The 17,944-nt window shown below is 51.6% G+C and carries 17 protein-coding genes; 4 read left to right on the plus strand and 13 right to left on the minus strand.

Features of this window, described 5'->3' with window-relative positions; all coding sequences use genetic code 11:
- Positions 1 to 2: 2 nt before the first annotated feature.
- From H8B13_RS06865 to H8B13_RS06875, 3 genes are all read right to left on the minus strand, one after another.
- Complete coding sequence (locus H8B13_RS06865) at positions 3 to 923, minus strand: TIGR01777 family oxidoreductase (RefSeq protein WP_187310053.1); 921 nt, start codon at positions 921 to 923, stop codon at positions 3 to 5.
- A gap of 123 nt (positions 924 to 1,046) precedes the next feature.
- Complete coding sequence (gene folE / locus H8B13_RS06870; RefSeq protein WP_187310314.1) at positions 1,047 to 1,724, minus strand: GTP cyclohydrolase I FolE; 678 nt, start codon at positions 1,722 to 1,724, stop codon at positions 1,047 to 1,049.
- On the minus strand, positions 1,717 to 2,124 hold the full coding sequence (locus tag H8B13_RS06875; protein WP_187310054.1) for a 6-pyruvoyl trahydropterin synthase family protein: 408 nt from the start codon (positions 2,122 to 2,124) through the stop codon (positions 1,717 to 1,719). The genes folE and H8B13_RS06875 overlap by 8 nt, the downstream gene beginning before the upstream one ends.
- 312 nt (positions 2,125 to 2,436) lie before the next feature.
- Here H8B13_RS06875 and H8B13_RS06880 point away from each other — a divergent pair, with 312 nt between their 5' ends.
- A complete protein-coding gene (locus H8B13_RS06880; RefSeq protein WP_187310055.1) occupies positions 2,437 to 3,147 on the plus strand; it encodes a DNA repair ATPase in 711 nt (236 codons plus the stop codon).
- Between the two features lie 78 nt (positions 3,148 to 3,225).
- Here the strand turns inward: H8B13_RS06880 and H8B13_RS06885 are convergent, their stop codons facing one another.
- Both H8B13_RS06885 and H8B13_RS06890 read right to left on the minus strand, forming a co-directional pair.
- Positions 3,226 to 3,813 carry an inorganic diphosphatase gene (locus H8B13_RS06885; RefSeq protein WP_187310056.1) on the minus strand — a complete coding sequence of 196 codons (588 nt, stop codon included), beginning with the start codon at positions 3,811 to 3,813 and terminating at the stop codon, positions 3,226 to 3,228.
- Between the two features lie 12 nt (positions 3,814 to 3,825).
- The gene (locus H8B13_RS06890; protein ID WP_187310057.1) at positions 3,826 to 6,792 is read right to left on the minus strand and encodes a M1 family metallopeptidase; all 2,967 of its coding nucleotides are present in this window, start codon (positions 6,790 to 6,792) and stop codon (positions 3,826 to 3,828) included.
- Positions 6,793 to 6,940: 148 nt separating this feature from the next.
- Between H8B13_RS06890 and H8B13_RS06895 the strand changes: the two genes are divergently transcribed.
- Positions 6,941 to 7,360 (plus strand): hypothetical protein, encoded by a 420-nt coding sequence (locus H8B13_RS06895; RefSeq protein ID WP_187310058.1) that lies wholly within the window; start codon positions 6,941 to 6,943, stop codon positions 7,358 to 7,360.
- An 85-nt stretch (positions 7,361 to 7,445) separates the two neighbouring features.
- On the opposite strand, the gene rplS is transcribed toward H8B13_RS06895, so the two are convergent.
- The 8 genes from rplS to H8B13_RS06935 form a co-directional block, all read right to left on the minus strand.
- Positions 7,446 to 7,802, minus strand: coding sequence for a 50S ribosomal protein L19 (rplS, locus tag H8B13_RS06900; RefSeq protein ID WP_133271851.1), 357 nt, complete (start codon positions 7,800 to 7,802; stop codon positions 7,446 to 7,448).
- Between the two features lie 153 nt (positions 7,803 to 7,955).
- On the minus strand, positions 7,956 to 8,633 hold the full coding sequence (gene trmD / locus H8B13_RS06905; protein ID WP_187310059.1) for a tRNA (guanosine(37)-N1)-methyltransferase TrmD: 678 nt from the start codon (positions 8,631 to 8,633) through the stop codon (positions 7,956 to 7,958).
- 74 nt (positions 8,634 to 8,707) lie between these two features.
- Complete coding sequence (rimM, locus tag H8B13_RS06910; protein ID WP_187310060.1) at positions 8,708 to 9,289, minus strand: ribosome maturation factor RimM; 582 nt, start codon at positions 9,287 to 9,289, stop codon at positions 8,708 to 8,710.
- Positions 9,290 to 9,433: 144 nt separating this feature from the next.
- On the minus strand, positions 9,434 to 9,976 hold the full coding sequence (locus H8B13_RS06915) for a 30S ribosomal protein S16 (protein ID WP_133271854.1): 543 nt from the start codon (positions 9,974 to 9,976) through the stop codon (positions 9,434 to 9,436).
- A gap of 188 nt (positions 9,977 to 10,164) precedes the next feature.
- A complete protein-coding gene (locus tag H8B13_RS06920) occupies positions 10,165 to 10,920 on the minus strand; it encodes an acyl-CoA desaturase (RefSeq protein WP_187310061.1) in 756 nt (251 codons plus the stop codon).
- Between the two features lie 332 nt (positions 10,921 to 11,252).
- Positions 11,253 to 11,960 carry an RluA family pseudouridine synthase gene (locus H8B13_RS06925; protein ID WP_133271856.1) on the minus strand — a complete coding sequence of 236 codons (708 nt, stop codon included), beginning with the start codon at positions 11,958 to 11,960 and terminating at the stop codon, positions 11,253 to 11,255.
- Positions 11,961 to 12,055: 95 nt separating this feature from the next.
- A complete protein-coding gene (gene panB / locus H8B13_RS06930) occupies positions 12,056 to 12,871 on the minus strand; it encodes a 3-methyl-2-oxobutanoate hydroxymethyltransferase (protein WP_187310062.1) in 816 nt (271 codons plus the stop codon).
- Positions 12,872 to 12,951: 80 nt separating this feature from the next.
- Positions 12,952 to 15,789: a putative LPS assembly protein LptD gene (locus tag H8B13_RS06935; protein ID WP_187310063.1), complete on the minus strand. Its 2,838-nt coding sequence runs from the start codon at positions 15,787 to 15,789 to the stop codon at positions 12,952 to 12,954.
- A 151-nt stretch (positions 15,790 to 15,940) separates the two neighbouring features.
- Here H8B13_RS06935 and H8B13_RS06940 point away from each other — a divergent pair, with 151 nt between their 5' ends.
- Together H8B13_RS06940 and H8B13_RS06945 are read left to right on the plus strand one after the other, a co-directional pair.
- Complete coding sequence (locus tag H8B13_RS06940) at positions 15,941 to 16,747, plus strand: N-acetylmuramoyl-L-alanine amidase (RefSeq protein WP_187310064.1); 807 nt, start codon at positions 15,941 to 15,943, stop codon at positions 16,745 to 16,747.
- A gap of 65 nt (positions 16,748 to 16,812) precedes the next feature.
- Complete coding sequence (locus H8B13_RS06945) at positions 16,813 to 17,856, plus strand: MlaD family protein (protein WP_187310065.1); 1,044 nt, start codon at positions 16,813 to 16,815, stop codon at positions 17,854 to 17,856.
- Positions 17,857 to 17,944 lie beyond the last annotated feature (88 nt).

The following is a 17,944-nucleotide window of genomic DNA, read 5'->3' on the forward strand; positions in this document are numbered from 1 at the left end:
TCTTATTCCTCCGTGGCGTAAAATGACTCTAAGGCGCCCTTCAGATTGGGGTATTCAAATGTAAACCCTTGTTTCAGTACCTTCTCGGCACTTACTCGCTGCGAGGCAAGCACAATTTCACTCATTTCACCCATCATAAGGTTTAGAGCAAAGGCTGGTACTTTGGGCAGTACGAGTGGTCGATGCATTACATCAGCCAAGGTCTCAGTGAAGGTTTGGTTGGTGACCGGGTTAGGCGAAACGGCATTATATGTGCCCTGCCACTGCGGCTCGTCCAACATCTGAATGAGCAATCGACATAAGTCGTCGAGGTGGATCCAAGACATGAACTGTTTGCCTGAGCCTAAAGCAGCGCCCGCCATAAGCTTCACGGGCCGAGCCATTTGGGGCAGTGCACCGCCTTCCGTGCTTAGCACAATACCGATACGCACAACAATGGTCCGGATGCCGAGTGCTGCCACTTCATGAGCTGCTTGTTCCCACTTTCGCGATACATCGGCCAAAAAATCATCGGGGGGAGTATTGGGGGGCGTTTCTTCGTTTACTAGCTTATCACCGCTGTCGCCATAGATACCAATTGCCGACGCCGACAAGAATGCTCGGACGTGGTGTTCGCCTTTAGCTAATTCCTGCGCTAGCAGCCTTGTGCCATCTAAGCGGCTTTCCAGAATCTCGCGCTTTCGCTCCTCCGTCCACTTTCCCTCCGATACGCTTGATCCAGCTAGATTAATAATATAATCGGCATAGCGAATAGCGGCCGGGTCTAGCGTTCCGTGGTGTGGGTCCCAGCGAAAGGTGTGATAATGGCTAGCGCCGGCTTGGCGGCTGAGTAGGGCCACTTCATAGCCCGCATCAATGAGAAGTTCGGCGAGACGCGTGCCAATTAGGCCCGTACCGCCGGTGATGAGAACTTTTTGAGACATACTAATGGGTGTTGCCTATTGCAATCTGGCACTTACGTGTTTGGTCTGCAAAGGGTGTTGGGCAGGTGAGGTGGTGAATGGGGATGCAAGCTAATAGGCTGCCGACAACTCACAACCAGAATTTTACTTCCCAATCAAACGCAGGAACTCCGTGCGGAGCGCCGGGTCACGGTCGAAAGCTCCACCATACTCAGCCGTAAGCGTACCGCTGCTGGTGTCATTCACGCCCCGGCTCATCACGCATAAATGATCCGCCTCAATTAATACAGCCACATCGTTGGTGTGTAGCGTGTTCTTTAGCTCCTCGGCAATTTGCCGCGTCAGACGCTCCTGCACCTGCGGGCGACGAGCATAATATTGCACCACCCGGTTCAGCTTCGAGAGGCCCACCACATGGTCGCCAGGCAGATAGGCCACATGCGCTTTTCCAATGATAGGCACAAAATGATGCTCGCAGCAGGAGAACAAGGTGATGTCACGCTCTACCAGCATCTGATGATATTGGTAGCGGTTATCAAAAAGCTTTACATCGGGCTGATAAGCAGGGTTGAGGCCGCGAAACCACTCGTGTACATACATTTTGGCCACTCTGCGCGGAGTGCCTTTCAAGCTATCATCGTTCAGATCCAGACCTAGCAAAGTCATGATTTCGCGAAAATGGTCAGCAATGCCAGCTATTTTCTCTTCTTCGCTTAGCGTAAAGGCGTCGGGGCGCAATGGGGTGCGCAGATCAGCCGGCAAATGGGCATCATTCGGGACGGGGAGGTCCGTTGCAGCGACTGCGGGCACGGCGTTATCCATGGTATTCAACAAAGTTGCGTTCGGTCTCATACAAAGTGACCGATAAAAGTAAATGGGACTCAAGATGAGCCCGTAGTTTTTGCCAAATTACCACCGCTATATTCTCGGCTGTGGGGTTAAGGTGGCGAAACTCTTCCGTGTCCAAATTGAGGTTACGATGATCAAAGGTATCCAGAATCTCGCGCTTAATCAGGTCGCTTAAACGCTTGAGATCATACACGTAGCCTGTTTCCGGGTCGATTGCGCCTGTGAGGCGTACGATCAACTCGTAATTGTGGCCGTGGTAATTGGGGTTGTTACACTTGTCGAATACTTGCTGATTGCGCGCATCATCCCAGGCGGGATTGAAGAGCCGATGGGCAGCATTAAAGTGTTCCTTACGACAGACGGTGACTTGCATAGTGCTTGCTGAACCACAGGTATAGCGTTTTGTTCAGTTCACTTCGATAGTAACTATTTATTGTACGATCAAAAGGACATTAGCGGCTAATGAAAAACCCGACAGCACCTTAAAACGCAGCCGACAAACTCGCTGTGGTAGTTAAATGATATAGGGTATGATTTAATAAACAAAAGAGAGCGTTCTTGAAAAAAAACAACTAAAAGGGTAGGCAGTAAAGGGTAGTCTGGTATAGATTTGGCGTAGTGAGATTTGAGATAACAACACAATCTTTCTACTAATAACTTTTTCTTCAACCCTTTTCATTCATATATGAAACAAGGTGTACTACTTACTCTGCTCCTGAGCTTCATGCTAACGGTGACCGGCTACGCCCAGAAGTCGCCCGTTGATGAAACGGATATGTCGATCAAAGGCATCCCCCGCAAAGGGCAACGCATTTCCTTGCAGCTTGAAAGCAAGCGCGTGGAGGAATCATGGGCTAAGCGCCTGAACGAGAGGTTCGGTAGCAAAGTGAAGAACGACAAAGGCGTGTACTCGATGGAGGGTGTCACGATTGATGAGATTTCTAAAACGCCGGTTCGAGTTTTCAGCAAAATTGATGCTACCCCTACGGGTACTACCATTTGGTGGGCTATCGACTTGGGCAATGCTTACCTCGACAGAACTGCCACTCCCGTACAATGGAGCGCCGCGGAAAAGTACCTAAAAGACTTTGCTCGTCTGCTCTATCGTGAAGACTTAGCAGTGCAGGTAGCCGAAGCTGAAAAGTCTCTGGTTATTTCACAGAATAATCATAATGCTGTAATTGCTAAGGCTGACTTAGTAAGAAAGGATATCGAGAAAAATAAGGCTCGCAAAATGGAGATTCAGCAGGAACTGGCCAAAAATGCCGCTGAGCTTCTCCAGTACAACAACGTAGTGGACATGAACCTGAAAGAACAGGAAGCCGCCCGCGCCGACATTGTAAACATGCGCGTAGCCCTGGAGGCTGTGAAGGATCGTATGAATAAGATTGAGTAGCTTATCCTAAGCATGAAAAAAGCCCCCCAGATAAACTCCGGGGGGCTTTTTTGTTGTCCATGCATTCCTGAAGCTTGCCTAGCGCATTACACTCCGCACATGTTCGACGGCAGCCTGCTCGTCTTTCCAGCCCATGATGCGCACAATGCCCGGTGAGGCCCTGTGCTGAAACCAGAGCCGCAGTATCTGTTGGGCGGCCGGGTAGCGCTGGGTAAAATCAGTCCAGGTTCTCGTCTCAAGTAAGATCTGCTGGCTTGGCCGCGCAGGTACAGCCAATACTACCCGTTCCAAAGCTCCAGCATTATCTAGTAGCACCAAGCCAAGAGGCAACACTTCAAGCACCGTACCCATCGGCTGACTTTCGGCGAGCACCAATACAGGTAGCGGGTTACCGGTTGCGGTGCTAGTACCCGGCACAAAGCCGTAGTTGCCAGGATAAGGCAGAAACTCCAGTACTCGATCTTTGCCCGCCCGTTGCTGGGGGGCAAATTCGTGGGTGGCTGGGTCGTAGCGATGCTCAAGATTGGTGCCCGCCGGAACCTCAATGACAGCTTGAAGCAGCCTATGCTCAGCCGAAAAGGTCGGTAGCTCGGCGTAGTCGGTTTGACAACCAGCTACGCCGAGACCAATCAGAAGGCTAACTATAAGTCGTTTGGCTCCCTGCATCAATACTTGGGCTTACTTGGCCAGCTGCTCATCAAGCTGGCGGAAGGGGTTCAGTTGATCCAACCGCAGTACGAAGCGAATCCGATCGGTGAAATCCTTGCGGCTGCTGGGCAAACCGTTCTCGTATTGAGAGCCGGCTACGGGCAAGTAAAACTGGAAGATGTTTTTAATAACCGGAACCACTATGCCGGCATCGTAGAAGAAACTTTGCCCTCCACGGCTGCTATAAAGTGTGTTGTCTTCTTTAGTAGCACCAAGGTCAGCAAATAGACCTAGGCCTGTCACCGGCAGGTCAGCTTGCAGATTAAGCGTGCTAAGCCACCGCTGGCTGCCAACCGGAATAAAACCTTTGAAGGCACCGTCGCGGTCGTCGGTTTGATGCGTTTGAGCAGTAAAGGCATCCGAAATCTGCTGGCGGTCTAGGAAAGCCGTTTGGCGACGATAGTCGGGACTACCACTCAGACCGATGAAGAAGGGTGCCTCATTAGCCTTTTGCAAAAAGCGTCCGCCAAACAAACGGGCCTGCACGCGTTTCTTTGGCGAGTAATAGCGGCTGTATGAAGCCGAAGCGCGCAGCAAAGTCGCCTGGACTGACGAATTATCTACAGACAAATCGGGAGTAAGTCGGTTCAACTCCACGCTTGCTGACCAGGTTTGCAGCGCGTCGCCAGCCTGCACCTGATACAGCAACGTCTGGATGCTGCTGGTCACATCAAAATCCTCGTTGCGCACGGAAGTATTAGCAAGTTGAACCATGTGCTGAGGGGCATTATACGCCGACTTAGGTAAAGTCAGGGTCAGGCTAGGCTCCACTTTTACATAGCGCTCAAAACGCTGCACCGTGACACCCGTGATAAGCTGACGAGCGGTTTCCTTGGGCAAAATGTTCAGATTAAGCATACCAATGCCGTTTAGCTCATTGCGGTTGAAGCTGTACATCGGCATTGCCAGATAGCTCAAGCGCTTGGGAACTAGCGGGCTGCTATAAAAGGCAGCTCCTAACATGAGTTTGTCGGATGTATTTGCTCCCAGCACTGGCGCCCAGTTGATGGCGGCACGGTCCCAGCGCTCCACACTTACGAGAGGTCGGAGGCGTAAAGGCTCGAATCGAGGCAAACTGCCACTTAGATTGAGCTTATCATCTCGACGATTAAGCTGGGGTGTAACGTACGTGGGGTCAATGACGATGGAGGCAACGCCTTCGCGCCGAAAGTCAAGCTGGGTTTCTTCATCTTCCTCTCCGTTACCAAATACGGGCGTCCACTGTGTTTCGAGCACCTGGCCCTGTGAATTCAGGGTAGACACAGGCACTGCAAAGGGTGCCGGTGAATCATTGCGAACCAGCACCTTTACCTGATCATTCGTCAGCTGTATGTCACCAACAGCGGCGTTGTAGCGAGTGGTGTTTTGAAGCATGTTCTCAAAAAACCAGTCGAGCTGCTGGCCAGTGCTTTCCTCAAACGCTGCCTGCATGTCAGCTGGGGAGGGGTGCTTAAACTGCCAGCGCTGGTAATAAGCGCGCATGGCGGCATCAAATTTTTCCTGTCCCAGATAACCTGCCAGGTACTTCAGGAGAGACGCTGTTTTTGTATATACGATGATACCATAATTGATTTTGCCGTACTCAGCCGCACTGGGCCCACTTACAGGTTGATCAAGGCCCCGACTAGCGGAGGCCTGATAAGGCACCTGGTTCAAAGCGGTAGCATCCAACCCGTCGACCCCAAATAACTGGGCGGCTTTGCCTGACCGTAGTACGCTTTCGAACATGCCAGCATTTGGGTTGTCGCGCTCGGCCACGCGGTTTTCAATGTAAGAGTTTACGCCTTCGTCCAGCCAGGGAAACGTGCGCTCGTTAGAAGCCAGAATGCCATAAAACCAATTGTGACCTACCTCATGCACAATGGCCGATGGCATCGTAACGGTTACCATAGGGTATTCCATGCCCGATCCGGCGCTCAGTGCCCCATCTACGGCCGTAGCAGCGGTGTACGGATACTCACCCACCCACTGCGAATAGTAGGTAACAGCATCATTTACATCCTGTAGGCCTTTTATCCACTTCTCTACGTCCTTGTTCACGAACATCACCCAGGTATCTACCTGCTTACCCGAAGGCAGCGTAACGGCGCTCTTAAGTACGTTAAAGCGCTTGTCGGCAAACCACGCGAAGTCGTGCACGCGGTCCTGCACATAGCGAAGCGTTTTCGTTTCGGAAGCAGAGGTTGGAAAGGTCAGGTCTTTGCCATAGTCTTCCGGCTTTTTGGTCGCTGCAGCGGTAGCCAATTGCGTTAAGCGTGCCTGTTCTTCCGCGTTCTGGAGTACGCCGGTGGCACCCACAGTGTAGTTCGCGGGCAGCGTAATGCGCACATCAAACGAACCAAACTCAGAGTAGAACTCACCCTGGTCCAAATAAGGCATCGGGTGCCAGCCTTGGCTGTCATAAACGGCCGGTTTTGGATACCACTGCGTTATCTGATACGACTGCTCTACGTGCCCAAAGCGCGAAAAAGACACTGGAATCTTTACCCGAAAAGGAGTTGTAATCGTGATTTTGCCCCCCGGAGTTAGTGGTTGGGGCAAAGCTAGCTTCGCCATGTCAGCATGCTCTGGGTCGAAGCTGAGCGTAGCGGGTTGGCCGTTTACTTTGAAATCAAGCTGATCGATGAAGCCGCGCTGGTCCTGGGGGGCAAATTGAAACTTGCGGCTACCGTTACGCAATTGCTGTTTTGCAAAAGCCGTGGAGTTGTCGCGGTAAGCGTTAGGCCAGAGATGAAACCAGATGAAGGTGAGCTGATCGGGCGAATTATTGGTGTATTGAATTTCCTCCTGGGCCGTGAGCGTGTGCTGGCGGTCATCCAGGGCAACATCAATGGAATAATTAACTTCTTGCTGCCAATAACTGCCAGGTGAGGTGCTCTGCGCCCATAGCGCCAGAGGAAGAAAAGCAAGCCAGCAACTGGCTAATAACTTTTTCATGCGGTGAGGAAAGTATAACGAGCGAATAAACACGGGACGAAAGTACGCCGTTGGCTTCAGAATGCCGTGTCACAACCTTTGTGGCGGTCGGTCCGTTTTCTTAAATTCAATTACACCGTCCGCCCCTGCGGACTAACATTCACTACCTATGTCATTTAATAAAATCCCCAAAGACGATACTCAGCACCAAAACCACTTGGATGGCGCCATCAATAACCTGAACAATGACTTGCAGGAAGAGGCTTCCAAAGCCGGCTTCGACAATGTGCTTCAGCGCTGGATTGAGGACGTAAAAGACGTTAACAACCCAGAACTGCATCAAATTGTAGTTGATTTGCAGGCATTAAAGGCTCACTTCAATGGCGGCACAATTGACCATAAGCTTGTCGGTCAGCTAATGGGACGCCTTGGTGACAATACTCTTAAGGCAGCCGTTTTCGCTGAAAACCCAAACACTGCTCAGCGGGTAACCAACTTAGGTGAAGCCTTGCTGAAGGCAGCCAAGCAAGTACAAAACCCCAATGTCAATTCAACACCCGAGCAGGATTTGAAAAATTCGAACGGCTAATAGCTGCTTAATCGAATTCGTATAAACGACAAAAAGCCGGCTCCTATCAAGGGACCGGCTTTTTGTATGCTTAAGAAAGCTTGGCTTAGCCGCGCTTCTCTTTGATCTTGGCTGCTTTGCCCGATAGGCCACGCAAATAAAACAGACGAGCACGACGCACTTTGCCGCGACGAACTAGCTCAATCTTGTCGATGTTGGGCGACAGAAGCGGGAAAATACGCTCGGTGCCAATTTGGTTCGAAATCTTACGAACGGTGAAGGTCTCACCGTTGGAGTTTGGGTTCTTGCGCTGGATAACAACACCCTGGAACTGCTGAACACGCTCCTTGTTGCCCTCGCGAATCTTCACGTGAACATTAACGGTGTCGCCGGCGGCGAAAGCGGGGAAGCTGGCGCGGCGCTCCTGGGATTCCTGCTGGATAAAATCGAGTAGTACGCTCATGGCTGGGAAAAACTAAAAATAGGACGGCGCCGCCGTCCGAGTGGTTTCGGGTAAAAGAGGCGCAAATATAGCGCTCTGTTTTGAGGAAGGCAAACTTATTACGCAGTTAAATGCTGAAAGGGCCAAACGACTGCATACATGGGGTTTGTCTGCTTACTCGTCCAGTAAATCTGGGCGTCTTTGACGTGTCCTTTCAAGAGCTTGCTCGTGTCGCCAGATGTCAACTTGCGGAGTATTACCAGAAAGTAGAATGTCAGGCACAGTCTGGCCACGCCACTCAGCCGGCCGTGTATACACTGGCGGAGCCAACAGATTATCCTGAAAGGAATCACTTAAGGCTGACTCTTCATTACCAAGTACCCCAGGCAAGAGCCGAACGATTGCATCAGTCAGAATAGCGGCCCCAAGCTCGCCACCACTGAGCACGTAGTCGCCTACACTGATTTCGTGGGTGATGTAAGCCTTACGAATTCGCTCATCAATGCCTTTATAGTGCCCGCAAAGAATGATCAGGTTCTCAGTCAGTGACAGGCGGTTTACGAGCGGCTGCCGAAGCGTCTCGCCGTCTGGGGTCATATAAATGACAGCATCATAGCGGCGCTCAGCTAAGAGCCCGTCCAGGCAAGCCGCAATAGGCTCTACGCGCAGTACCATTCCCGCGCCACCACCAAATACATAGTCGTCGATCTGTCCGTGCTTATTAATAGCAAATCGCCGCAAATCGTGGACGTGAATTATAGCCAAGCCCTTATCCTGCGCCCGCTTCACGATAGAGTGAGCAAAGGGGCTGACCAATAAATCGGGCTGACAGGTTATAATATCGAGGCGCATGGTAGCACCGCCATTGGCAGTGAAGCTAGATTCGTAAAATAAATCAGTAATTGAGCGCTGGGGGGCTTTTTCAACTATGGTTCGATGAACTCATCGGGCTCGTCACGTTCCCGGGAAGAGGGCTTAAGGTAAACATCCAACAAGCCCTCGGGCAAGCTAACGTGTAGCTTACGTTCAGCCTCATCAGCGTGTAAAACCAATTCATCTACCACCGGAATCAGCACTTCCTGCCCTTGGTAGCGCATACCCATTAGATCTTGCTGAGGCATCTCATAGAAGGTCTCCACAATGCCTAGCTCACCCAACGTTCCATCAACAACGGTGTAGCCAATAACGTCGTGGAAATAAAACTGGTCATCCTCAAGTTCCGGTAACTCGTCGAGTGCCTTATAGAGCTTGGCATTTCGCAAAGGCTCAGCCGCTTCAATTGTGTCGATGCCTTTAAGCTTTAGCAAAATGCGGTCAGATGCTTGCGGCTGTACCCGCTCTACGGTGAAAGCAGTCAGTTTGCCCGGCGTGGGTGGCAATTCTAGCCACACCGACTTCATTTTACGGTAGGCTTCCACATCATCTACATCCAGGAAAGCAACAACGAAGCCTTTGAGGCCGTGTGTCTTCCCAATGCCGCCGAGTTGATAGCATTCGTCAATAGTCATAGGACAAGAATTCTAGTGAGTGAAAGGAAGGTAACAAAGTTAGCTTTGGTAGTAAAAAGCTGAGAGTTTAGAAGAGGCTGCCGCGACACAAGCCGCAAGACAACAACTCCTAAACTCTCAAACGTTTAAACTCCTAAACTAAGCTTAGGCGCCAGCTTCCTCAGTGGTTTCAGCCGGAGCAGCAGCTTCGGTCGTTTCACCTTCGGTTTCAGCAACAGGCTCAGCAGCAGGAGTCTGCTTTTTGCGAATTGCTTCGGCGCGGGCCTCTTTAACTTTGGTCTCGGCGGCAAGCTGCTGCTTGCGCGTCTCTTCCTTGGCAGTGCCCAGGCTAGTACGCTTGCCTTCGATTTTCGCGTCTTTCTGCTCTTTCCAGGCAGTGAAACGCTCGTCAGCTACGTCCTGAGCGATGGCACCTTTGATAACACCCAGTTGGAGGTGCTTGCGGTACAATACGCCACGGTAAGATAGCATAGCACGAACCGTATCGGTCGGCTGGGCGCCCTTCATGATCCAATCGAAAGCTTTGTCGCCGTCGAAGTTGATGGTAGCAGGGTTAGTATTAGGGTTGTAGGTACCGATTTTCTCGATGAAACGGCCATCGCGGGGAGCGCGGGCGTCGGCTACTACGATGTCAAATTGCGCGGCTTTTTTGCGGCCGCGGCGGGCGAGGCGGATTTTAACTGCCATAAACCTAGTTGGTTAAGCGACGGAACCCGTCCGTCTGGTTGAAAGTGAGGCGCAAAGGTACGCACATAGTTGCAAGATTGAAAACCTTTCGTCAGATTCAAGCTGATTACTTGGTGTTAGAAATACTATAGAGGCAAAAGAAAAGGCTGCCTCGTTTCCGAAACAGCCTTTCTATGATCCAGGATAACTTATGCAGCAACCCGAACTGGTACTTGTTGCTTACGCTTGATTTTGATAACGCGCATTTTATCCAGGCCCCAAATGAACACATAGGTAGGATCAAACTCCCACCACTTCACACCGAAATTAACGCGTAGTGGCAGCTTGTGATGGTTGTTCTGAAACAACTCACCGAAGGCCAGAAAGTCTAGGGCAAGCGTGTTCTTCGACTTATCATGGTTGTCGAAGTTCTGGTAGCCGTACTTATGGCCGCCCCAGTTTACAATAGCGCCGTGCAACGGACCCATCAAAAAGTGAACCGGCAGTAATAAATACATCCACCAAGCGGTAGCAAAGTTGATGTAGAAAAGTACGTAAGCTGTACCCCAGCCTAGACGCGAATACCACTGGCTGCCAAAATTTTCTACGGCTTCCCATACTGGATAATCACCTTCAAAGCGCTCAGGAGCTTCTACATTGTGCTTGAGCAGATCAGTGTAGATGACCTTCGTCTTCCACATCATCGCAAAGGGATTGGATGAGAAGTGGGGAGAGTGCGGGTCCATCTCTGTATCAGAGTATGCGTGGTGCATGCGGTGCAGGATGGCATAAGCCCGCGGCGACAGGAACGAGGAGCCCTGGCAAGCGTAGGTGAAGAGGTAGAAGAACTTCTCCCAGAACTTGTTCATCGTGAACATTTTATGCGCCGCGTACCGGTGCAGATAAAACGTCTGGGTGAACAGCGACAAATAGTAATGGGCAACGAAGAAAATAAGTATGGGCATAGAGCAGGGGTGTTGAATATCAGAGGAAGCAGAACCGGGGCGTTATTCGCAAAAGACTACGCAGTCGACTTTAGTTCAGATTTGGAGTACAAACCTACAGCCAGAGCTTCGCAGGGTCAATAAATAGGCTGAAAAGGCCAAAATCTTGTTCAGATGCTATTTTAAGCCACCGCGAAAGGAGCCAACAAGCCATTGATTGTGACTAAAGTTTTGCGCTTTTGTAAAAGCATCTTGAAAAACTTTCGGCGATTATAGGGCCAGGTTTTTCAGAGAAATTTACTTTTAAACCTGTAGATGAAGTAAAGGTTGGAAAAAGCTGAAAGTCCTAGCGCTTAATAATATGCGCAGGCTGCTTCCCAATGTGCGATAGACGGCAGGGGAGCCTCAAAGGTCATCAGCTCTTTGCTGACGGGATGAGCCAACTCAAGCCGCCGGGCGTGCAGGGCAATACTTACATCGGGAAGAGGTGCTAAAAATCCATATTTCACATCACCCACGATTGGCGTACCTAGCCCCGTGGCAAGCTGCACCCGAATCTGGTGTGGGCGACCCGTGATGGGGTTTACCTGAACAAGGTAGCGCGAGCCAGCCTGCCCTAATACTTCATAGTCCAGTTCGGAGCGCTGTCCCTGCGGGTGAGCAGTAGAATAAGCTTTAGTAACGTTGCGAATCGGGTCTTTGACAAGCCAGTGCACTAAGTGCCCGCTGGTAGGTTCAGGACGCTTGCCTACCAGCGCCCAATACGTTTTGTGCACCGTATTATCCCGAAACATCTCATTGAGGCGGCTCAGGGCTTTGGATGTTTTGGCAAGCGCTACTACGCCACTTACAGGTCTATCCAGCCGGTGCGCTACACCAACAAAGGCCGCTCCTGGCTTTTTGTATTTGAACCGCAGATACTCAGCAGCCTTTACTGATAAAGGTTCGTCGCCAGTTGAATCGCCTTGTACGAGCAAGCCAGCCGGTTTATTAATGATAAGCAGATGATTGTCTTCAAACAGAATCTCCTTCTGTTCCGACCATAGATTCGGACGAGTCACGCGGGATTAATTGACGGGTAATAATAAACTCTTGAAAAAAGCCCCCCAGAGCTACAATGGACAGAAATGAGGGCAAAAAATTGTGTTTGTAGAACTTAGTAAGCCTCTTCGGGCGAAGGAAAATCGCGCGTTTTTACATCCTGAATGTAGCGCTCCACGGCGTCGTGCATTACATCGCCAATCTCAGCATAGCGACGTAGAAAACGAGGCTTGAATTCTTTGGTGATGCCCAACATATCGTGAACCACTAACACCTGCCCGTCTACATCGGGGCCGGCGCCGATACCTATAACCGGAATAGTAAGCTTTTCGGCTACTTGCTTAGCCAAGGCGGAGGGAATTTTCTCCAGCACCAAAGCAAAGCATCCGAGTTCTTGTAGCAGCTGTGCGTCTTCAAGCAATTTTTGGGCCTCAGATTCTTCTTTGGCCCGCACCGTGTAAGTGCCGAATTTGTAGATGCTTTGAGGAGTAAGGCCCAAATGACCCATGACAGGAATGCCAGCCGTCAGAATGCGTGTGATGGATTCCCGGATTTCGGCGCCGCCCTCCAGCTTTACGCCGTGCCCACCCGATTCTTTCATGATGCGAATAGCCGAACGCAACGCCTCCGATGAATTGCCCTGATACGAGCCGAATGGCATGTCAACCACCACAAAGGCCCGTTTCACGGCCCGTACCACGGAGGAAGCGTGGTAAATCATCTGGTCGAGGGTGATGGGGAGGGTCGTTTCGTGGCCGGCCATCACGTTGGAGGCCGAGTCGCCTACCAGTAGCACATCGATACCGGCACCGTCGAGCAGGGTTGCCATCGAAAAGTCGTAGGCCGTGAGCATGGCAATTTTTTCACCCCGCCGCTTCATAGCTAGCAATTGGTGGGTGGTCACGAGCTTAACTTCTTTGTGCTGGGACATAGGGAGCGGAGAAAATGAGGGATAAAGTTGTAGGCCGGATCGGCGGTTTTTGGGACTGAACCTGAATTTGCCCCCTAGCCTTACCGATTCTGGAAGGTGCGGTTTCGGTTGAGCTTGAGGTCTTGCAGCAGGCTTGACTTGGCGGCAATAGTTACGTTGTAGCCCTGGCGGATACCGAAAGGGAACCAGCTGCCACTGATCTGCCAGCAGTGCAAATCACGGTAAAAATCGAGGGAAGTAAACGAAACCTGGTTGCTGCGAAAGTCATAGCCGCTGCTATAGCCGATGCGCAGGTTCTGGGTGAGCTTGACGGAGCCGCTCAAGTTAAGCGAAGCCACAGTAAGCGCGTCGGCACGGGGCCGGTTGGGCCGTCCCGGAATAGGTCCCGGATCTTGATAGGTAGCGCCAAAAGAGGTGCTCAGCTCCCAGGGAATATCAAAGTCAACGTAATCCTCATACGGATCGACGCGCACCGGATTGCCCAGTACAGGGTCGTTGGTGGGAGCTACCTCGCGCGCTACGGTCGACTTTTTGGTGCCTGCTGCTGGGTTGAACTGGTAGCTCAGGTTTAGGGTAGCCGTAGTAAGCTGGGCAAGCCGACGCTTTGGCTGATTGAAGAGGTATTCGTTGATAAACCGGCCTGTGGAGTCGCGCTGATAGAAGACAAAGCCAGCGTTTACCACAATGTTAAGCTTCTTAGCTACTTGGGTGCGGAATGTGACGGCCAGCGGTAGCAGGTTAAGCGAGTCAGCGGCAAAGTCGTAGCCGGTATTAAAGTCAAGACCATCAATCAAGCTCACTTTCTCAAATGGGGTAGTGCCTGTAGTGTCATTCTTGGAGCGAACCTTCATTTCTATCTGGTTCTGTAATCCAATAGTTACGGCACTGGAAGCGCGGCCATTTGCATTTCCAGCCGTAGCACCGATAAAGCGGCTGAACGCAATCGGATTGCGGGTGATGTCGTTCTGCTGGCCAAATTGGTTGTACAAGCGGCCCTGCGCATCACGCAGCGCACCTAGGTTTAGGTTAGACTCGTAGAAATTGTCGTTCCGGGAGAAATCAGGGGCGTAGCTGTAGCTAACCGATGGCGTGATCTTGTGGCGGATGGCTTCAATCTTGGCGCCTTTGATAGGCAGAATACCATAGATATTAGTCGATAAGCTGGCGCCACCGGAGTAATTGTACAACCGGCCAAATTGTGAAACCGTGTCAATGCGTACGGCTTGAGCTTCGGGCTCGAAGTTGTAATTCAAGCGTTTGAAATACCAAGATTCACCGTAGTTAATCGTGGGGTTAAGACTTAGGTACTTGAATACTGTGTAGTTGCCAAGGGTAATGCCAAACTGGTGCTGGATAGTCGGCTGCGCGTTATTCAATAGAGGCGCTAGACTCGAAAAATCGAAGGGAATAGTGCGCCCTGTAGCGGTGCCGCCAATCACGGGAATGACGCCACCGTTCAGCAAGCGCGGCTGCTCGAGGTTGCTGATCTCATTGCGGCCAATGAGGTTATACGTTATGGCAAACTGCTCATAAAATTGATCGTAGAACCGTCCCTTGGGCTCTATGCCAAACCACTGATACGGGTATTGCCGGGCTACCTGCACTGAAATGTCAGGCAGCACAAAATTCATGACACCCGTTTGAGTGTTTTGGTTTTGGCTGAGCTGAAGCGAATAGTTGATGGGCGAATTGCGGATCTGCTTTTGGTAGCTGATCGTGGAGTTGAACGAAGGCGTGAGGTAACGCCGCGTATCGAATGAGTTTTGTTGGTTGTAATCGGTGCTGCCCGCTTGCACGCTGGCCGAAAAACGCCCCCCACCGGGCCTAGGGGTGGGCGTGTGGTTCCAGTTTATCCAGATGGTTTTGGGGCTGCGCGGACGCCGAAATTCTACGTTGGTATTGAGTGCTTCGGAGCGTAAAATAAGATTAGCTGGCCGCTGGGTGTAATCAATGCTGAGCAAGCCGTTGTAATTGTAGCGCTTGATGTACTGCATCTCACCCCGCAAGGCAAAGCCGCCGAAAGCTTCGGCATTACCGGCATACACATCACCAGTTAGGCGCAGGCCAATGTATTCGTTGGGCGCGAAATAATAGCCACCATTACGCAGGAAAAAGCCCCGGTCGGCGGACTGTCCGAACGTGGGGAAAATCAGGCCCGAAGCCCGACTTTTGCCTGGAGTGGGAAAGTAGCCGAAGAGAAAACCCAGCGGAGTGGGGATATCACTAATCACCAGGTTGAAAGGGCCCGTAACGACTTTCTCCCCCGGAATCACTTTCATTTTGGTGGCGTTGATGTGAAAGTGCGGATGCTCCAGATTACACGTCGTATACTGCCCGTTGCGGCCGAAAATCTCGTTCAGCGCGTTCTTCTTCACGATGCCGGCGTGCACGAAGCCTTCGCCCTGCTGGGTGACAGCATCGGCAATTTTGCCCTTGCGCGTCTTGAAGTTATAATTGATTGTGCCGGCCTGATAAAGCCCCCCAGCATCCTTGAACACCGGCCGGCCCTGCACTTTGCCCGCGGAGTCGGGGGCGCCGTTGGCTTTAAGCAGGTTTTGACCGTAGTCAACGGTAATTACGGCTGCCTTTAGCGATAAATCACCGTAATCAACGTTGGCCTCATCGTAGAGATACGCGACCTTTTTCTGGACATCGAAACGAATGGAATCTTTAGCCGAATACTTAACCGTGGTTTTGATATCGCCTTTTACTTCGGCCCCCACGCGCAGGGAATCGCCGGCTGCGCTAGTATCGATGGCTGATACGAGACGCGTGCCACGAGCCGCTCGACTGGTGTCGGCTAGTACATTGGTGGTCTGGCGTCCGTCGGAGTTGACGCGCGGTACGACGGCAGGCACGGGCTTTGCGGGACGCTGCTGCTGGGCCCAGGCGCCGCTGATACTCAGCACCAATAGCATAACTGCGAGCAGCGGCCCGAGCCGCCCCGGATGGGGAAGTAAGCAAGATTTACGCAAGCGGAACGGCGCGGGCAAGGCCACGTAGTTTTTATCGTTTATTTTGTGGCGATTTGCAAAGGTAGCGGGTTGCTACACCAACTTAACGAACTCTGTGCGGAATATTGTAGCTGTTTGTCTGGCGAGTCTGTTGTTTATTTCTGGCTCGTCGGTAGCCGTGGCCCCAGGGTCAGCGGTTTTGCCCCCCAAGAAGTACCAACTACGCACTGTAGTACTGGATGCCGGCCATGGCGGTAAGGATAGAGGCTGCGCAGGAGTAACGGCCCGTGAGGCGGCCGTATCCCTGAAAATAATTCTGGAGCTCGGGCGGCTCATTGAAGCCAATGAGCCCGATGTGAAGGTAATATACACCCGCAAGACCGACGTATTTGTGGAGCTGGCCGACCGGGCCGGCATTGCCAATAAGAATAACGCCGATCTGTTTATCAGTGTGCACTGCAACGCCGGGCCATCGGCTGCCTACGGTACAGAGGTCTGGACGATGGGTACGGCCAAAACCGATGCTAACTTAGCAGTAGCCAAGCGTGAAAACGCAGTTATTTTACAGGAAGATAACTATAAAGCTCGCTACGGCGGCTTCGATCCCAACTCGCCCCAGAGCCATATTCTGTTCTCGCTGTTTCAGAGCGCCCACGTAGATAATAGCCTAAGATTTGCGCAAAAGGTTGATTATCAGTTTAAAACAAAGGTGGGGCGTAAGTCGCGCGGCGTGAAGCAAGCTGGATTTTTGGTGCTTTGGAAGTCAACAATGCCTTCGTCGCTGATCGAAGTTGGGTTTTTGACCAACCGCAACGAGGAACGCTACCTGAACGATAAATCGGGTCAGTCGTATATGGCCTCGGGTATATACCGGGCCTTCCGGGACTATAAGAATGAGTTAGAGGCTATGCACGGGGACTAAAAGCCCCCCATAGCAGTTAACACCTTATCTACCTGCTCTTCACCTCCCTCAATAGCTGACCCAACGTGTCAAAAGAAATCAAAGTAGCCCTGCTTGCTCTCGTGGCCATTGTAGCCCTTTACTTTGGGTTCACCTTTCTAAAAGGAAGCAATATTTTCTCCTCCAACCGTACGTTTCATGCCAAGTATGACAACGTGGACGGGCTGGCGCTAGGTAACCCAGTCATCTTGAATGGGGTGAAAGTGGGACAGGTGCGTGAAATGCACTTGGTACCGGAAGAAGGCAACCGGGTACGCGTGCAATTCGAGATAGACAAGAATATCGTGGTGGGCGACTCCACCGTGGCCAGCCTGTCGGGTACGCTGCTGGGCAGCAAGACCATCACGCTGTTTATGGGCAAGAATTCGAAGATTTACGACGGTGGCGAAGAGCTGAAATCGTACACTGTTGCCAGTATTACTGATGCGTTTCAGGCTAAAGCGCTGCCCGTACTCGGCACCGTAGATTCGACGTTGATTAAGGTGAACAGCTTCCTTACCAAAGAAGCCCGAATCAGTCTGCAAGCCACGCTGCTAAATGCGCAAGGCTCGACGGAGGCGCTGAAAAACCTGCTGATTATGAATCAGCGTAACATCAATCAGATTACGACCAACATGGCTGAGCTAACCCGTGCGCTCAACGTGACGGAGCGCAAGTTTGACCGCTTGGCCTCTAATCTAGCCCAAATTACGGACACGCTCAAAAATGCCCCCCTGAGCCAGACAGTGCGCAAAATGAACGCCACCGTGACCGAAGCCCAAGCGACCATGGCCTCGCTCAACCAGTCGTTGACCAGTACTAAAGGCTCGCTAGGCAAGCTGATCAATGATGACTCGCTGTATACTAATCTTAATGCCTCCGCAGCCAGCACCGACGCGCTGCTCGTTGACTTCAAAGCCAACCCTAAGCGCTATGTGAACTTCTCGCTGATTTCGTTTGGTGGCAAGGATAAGGCGAAGAAGGAAGTGACCAAGAAGCCTAACGGCGAAATAGAAACCGAACAGAAGATAAAGACGGACAATCCGCAAACGCTGGTGCCCGCCGACTCGGCTGTGACGCCCGTTAAATAAGGCGTCTGCCAATTTTAAGTACCTTTGAAATCCGCCTTCGGGCGGATTTTTTTGTGTCGAAACCACCCAATTTGCCCCCCATAACCCC

Origin of the sequence: Hymenobacter sp. BT188 (genome assembly GCF_014333585.1) — a bacterium.
Lineage (GTDB): Bacteria > Bacteroidota > Bacteroidia > Cytophagales > Hymenobacteraceae > Hymenobacter.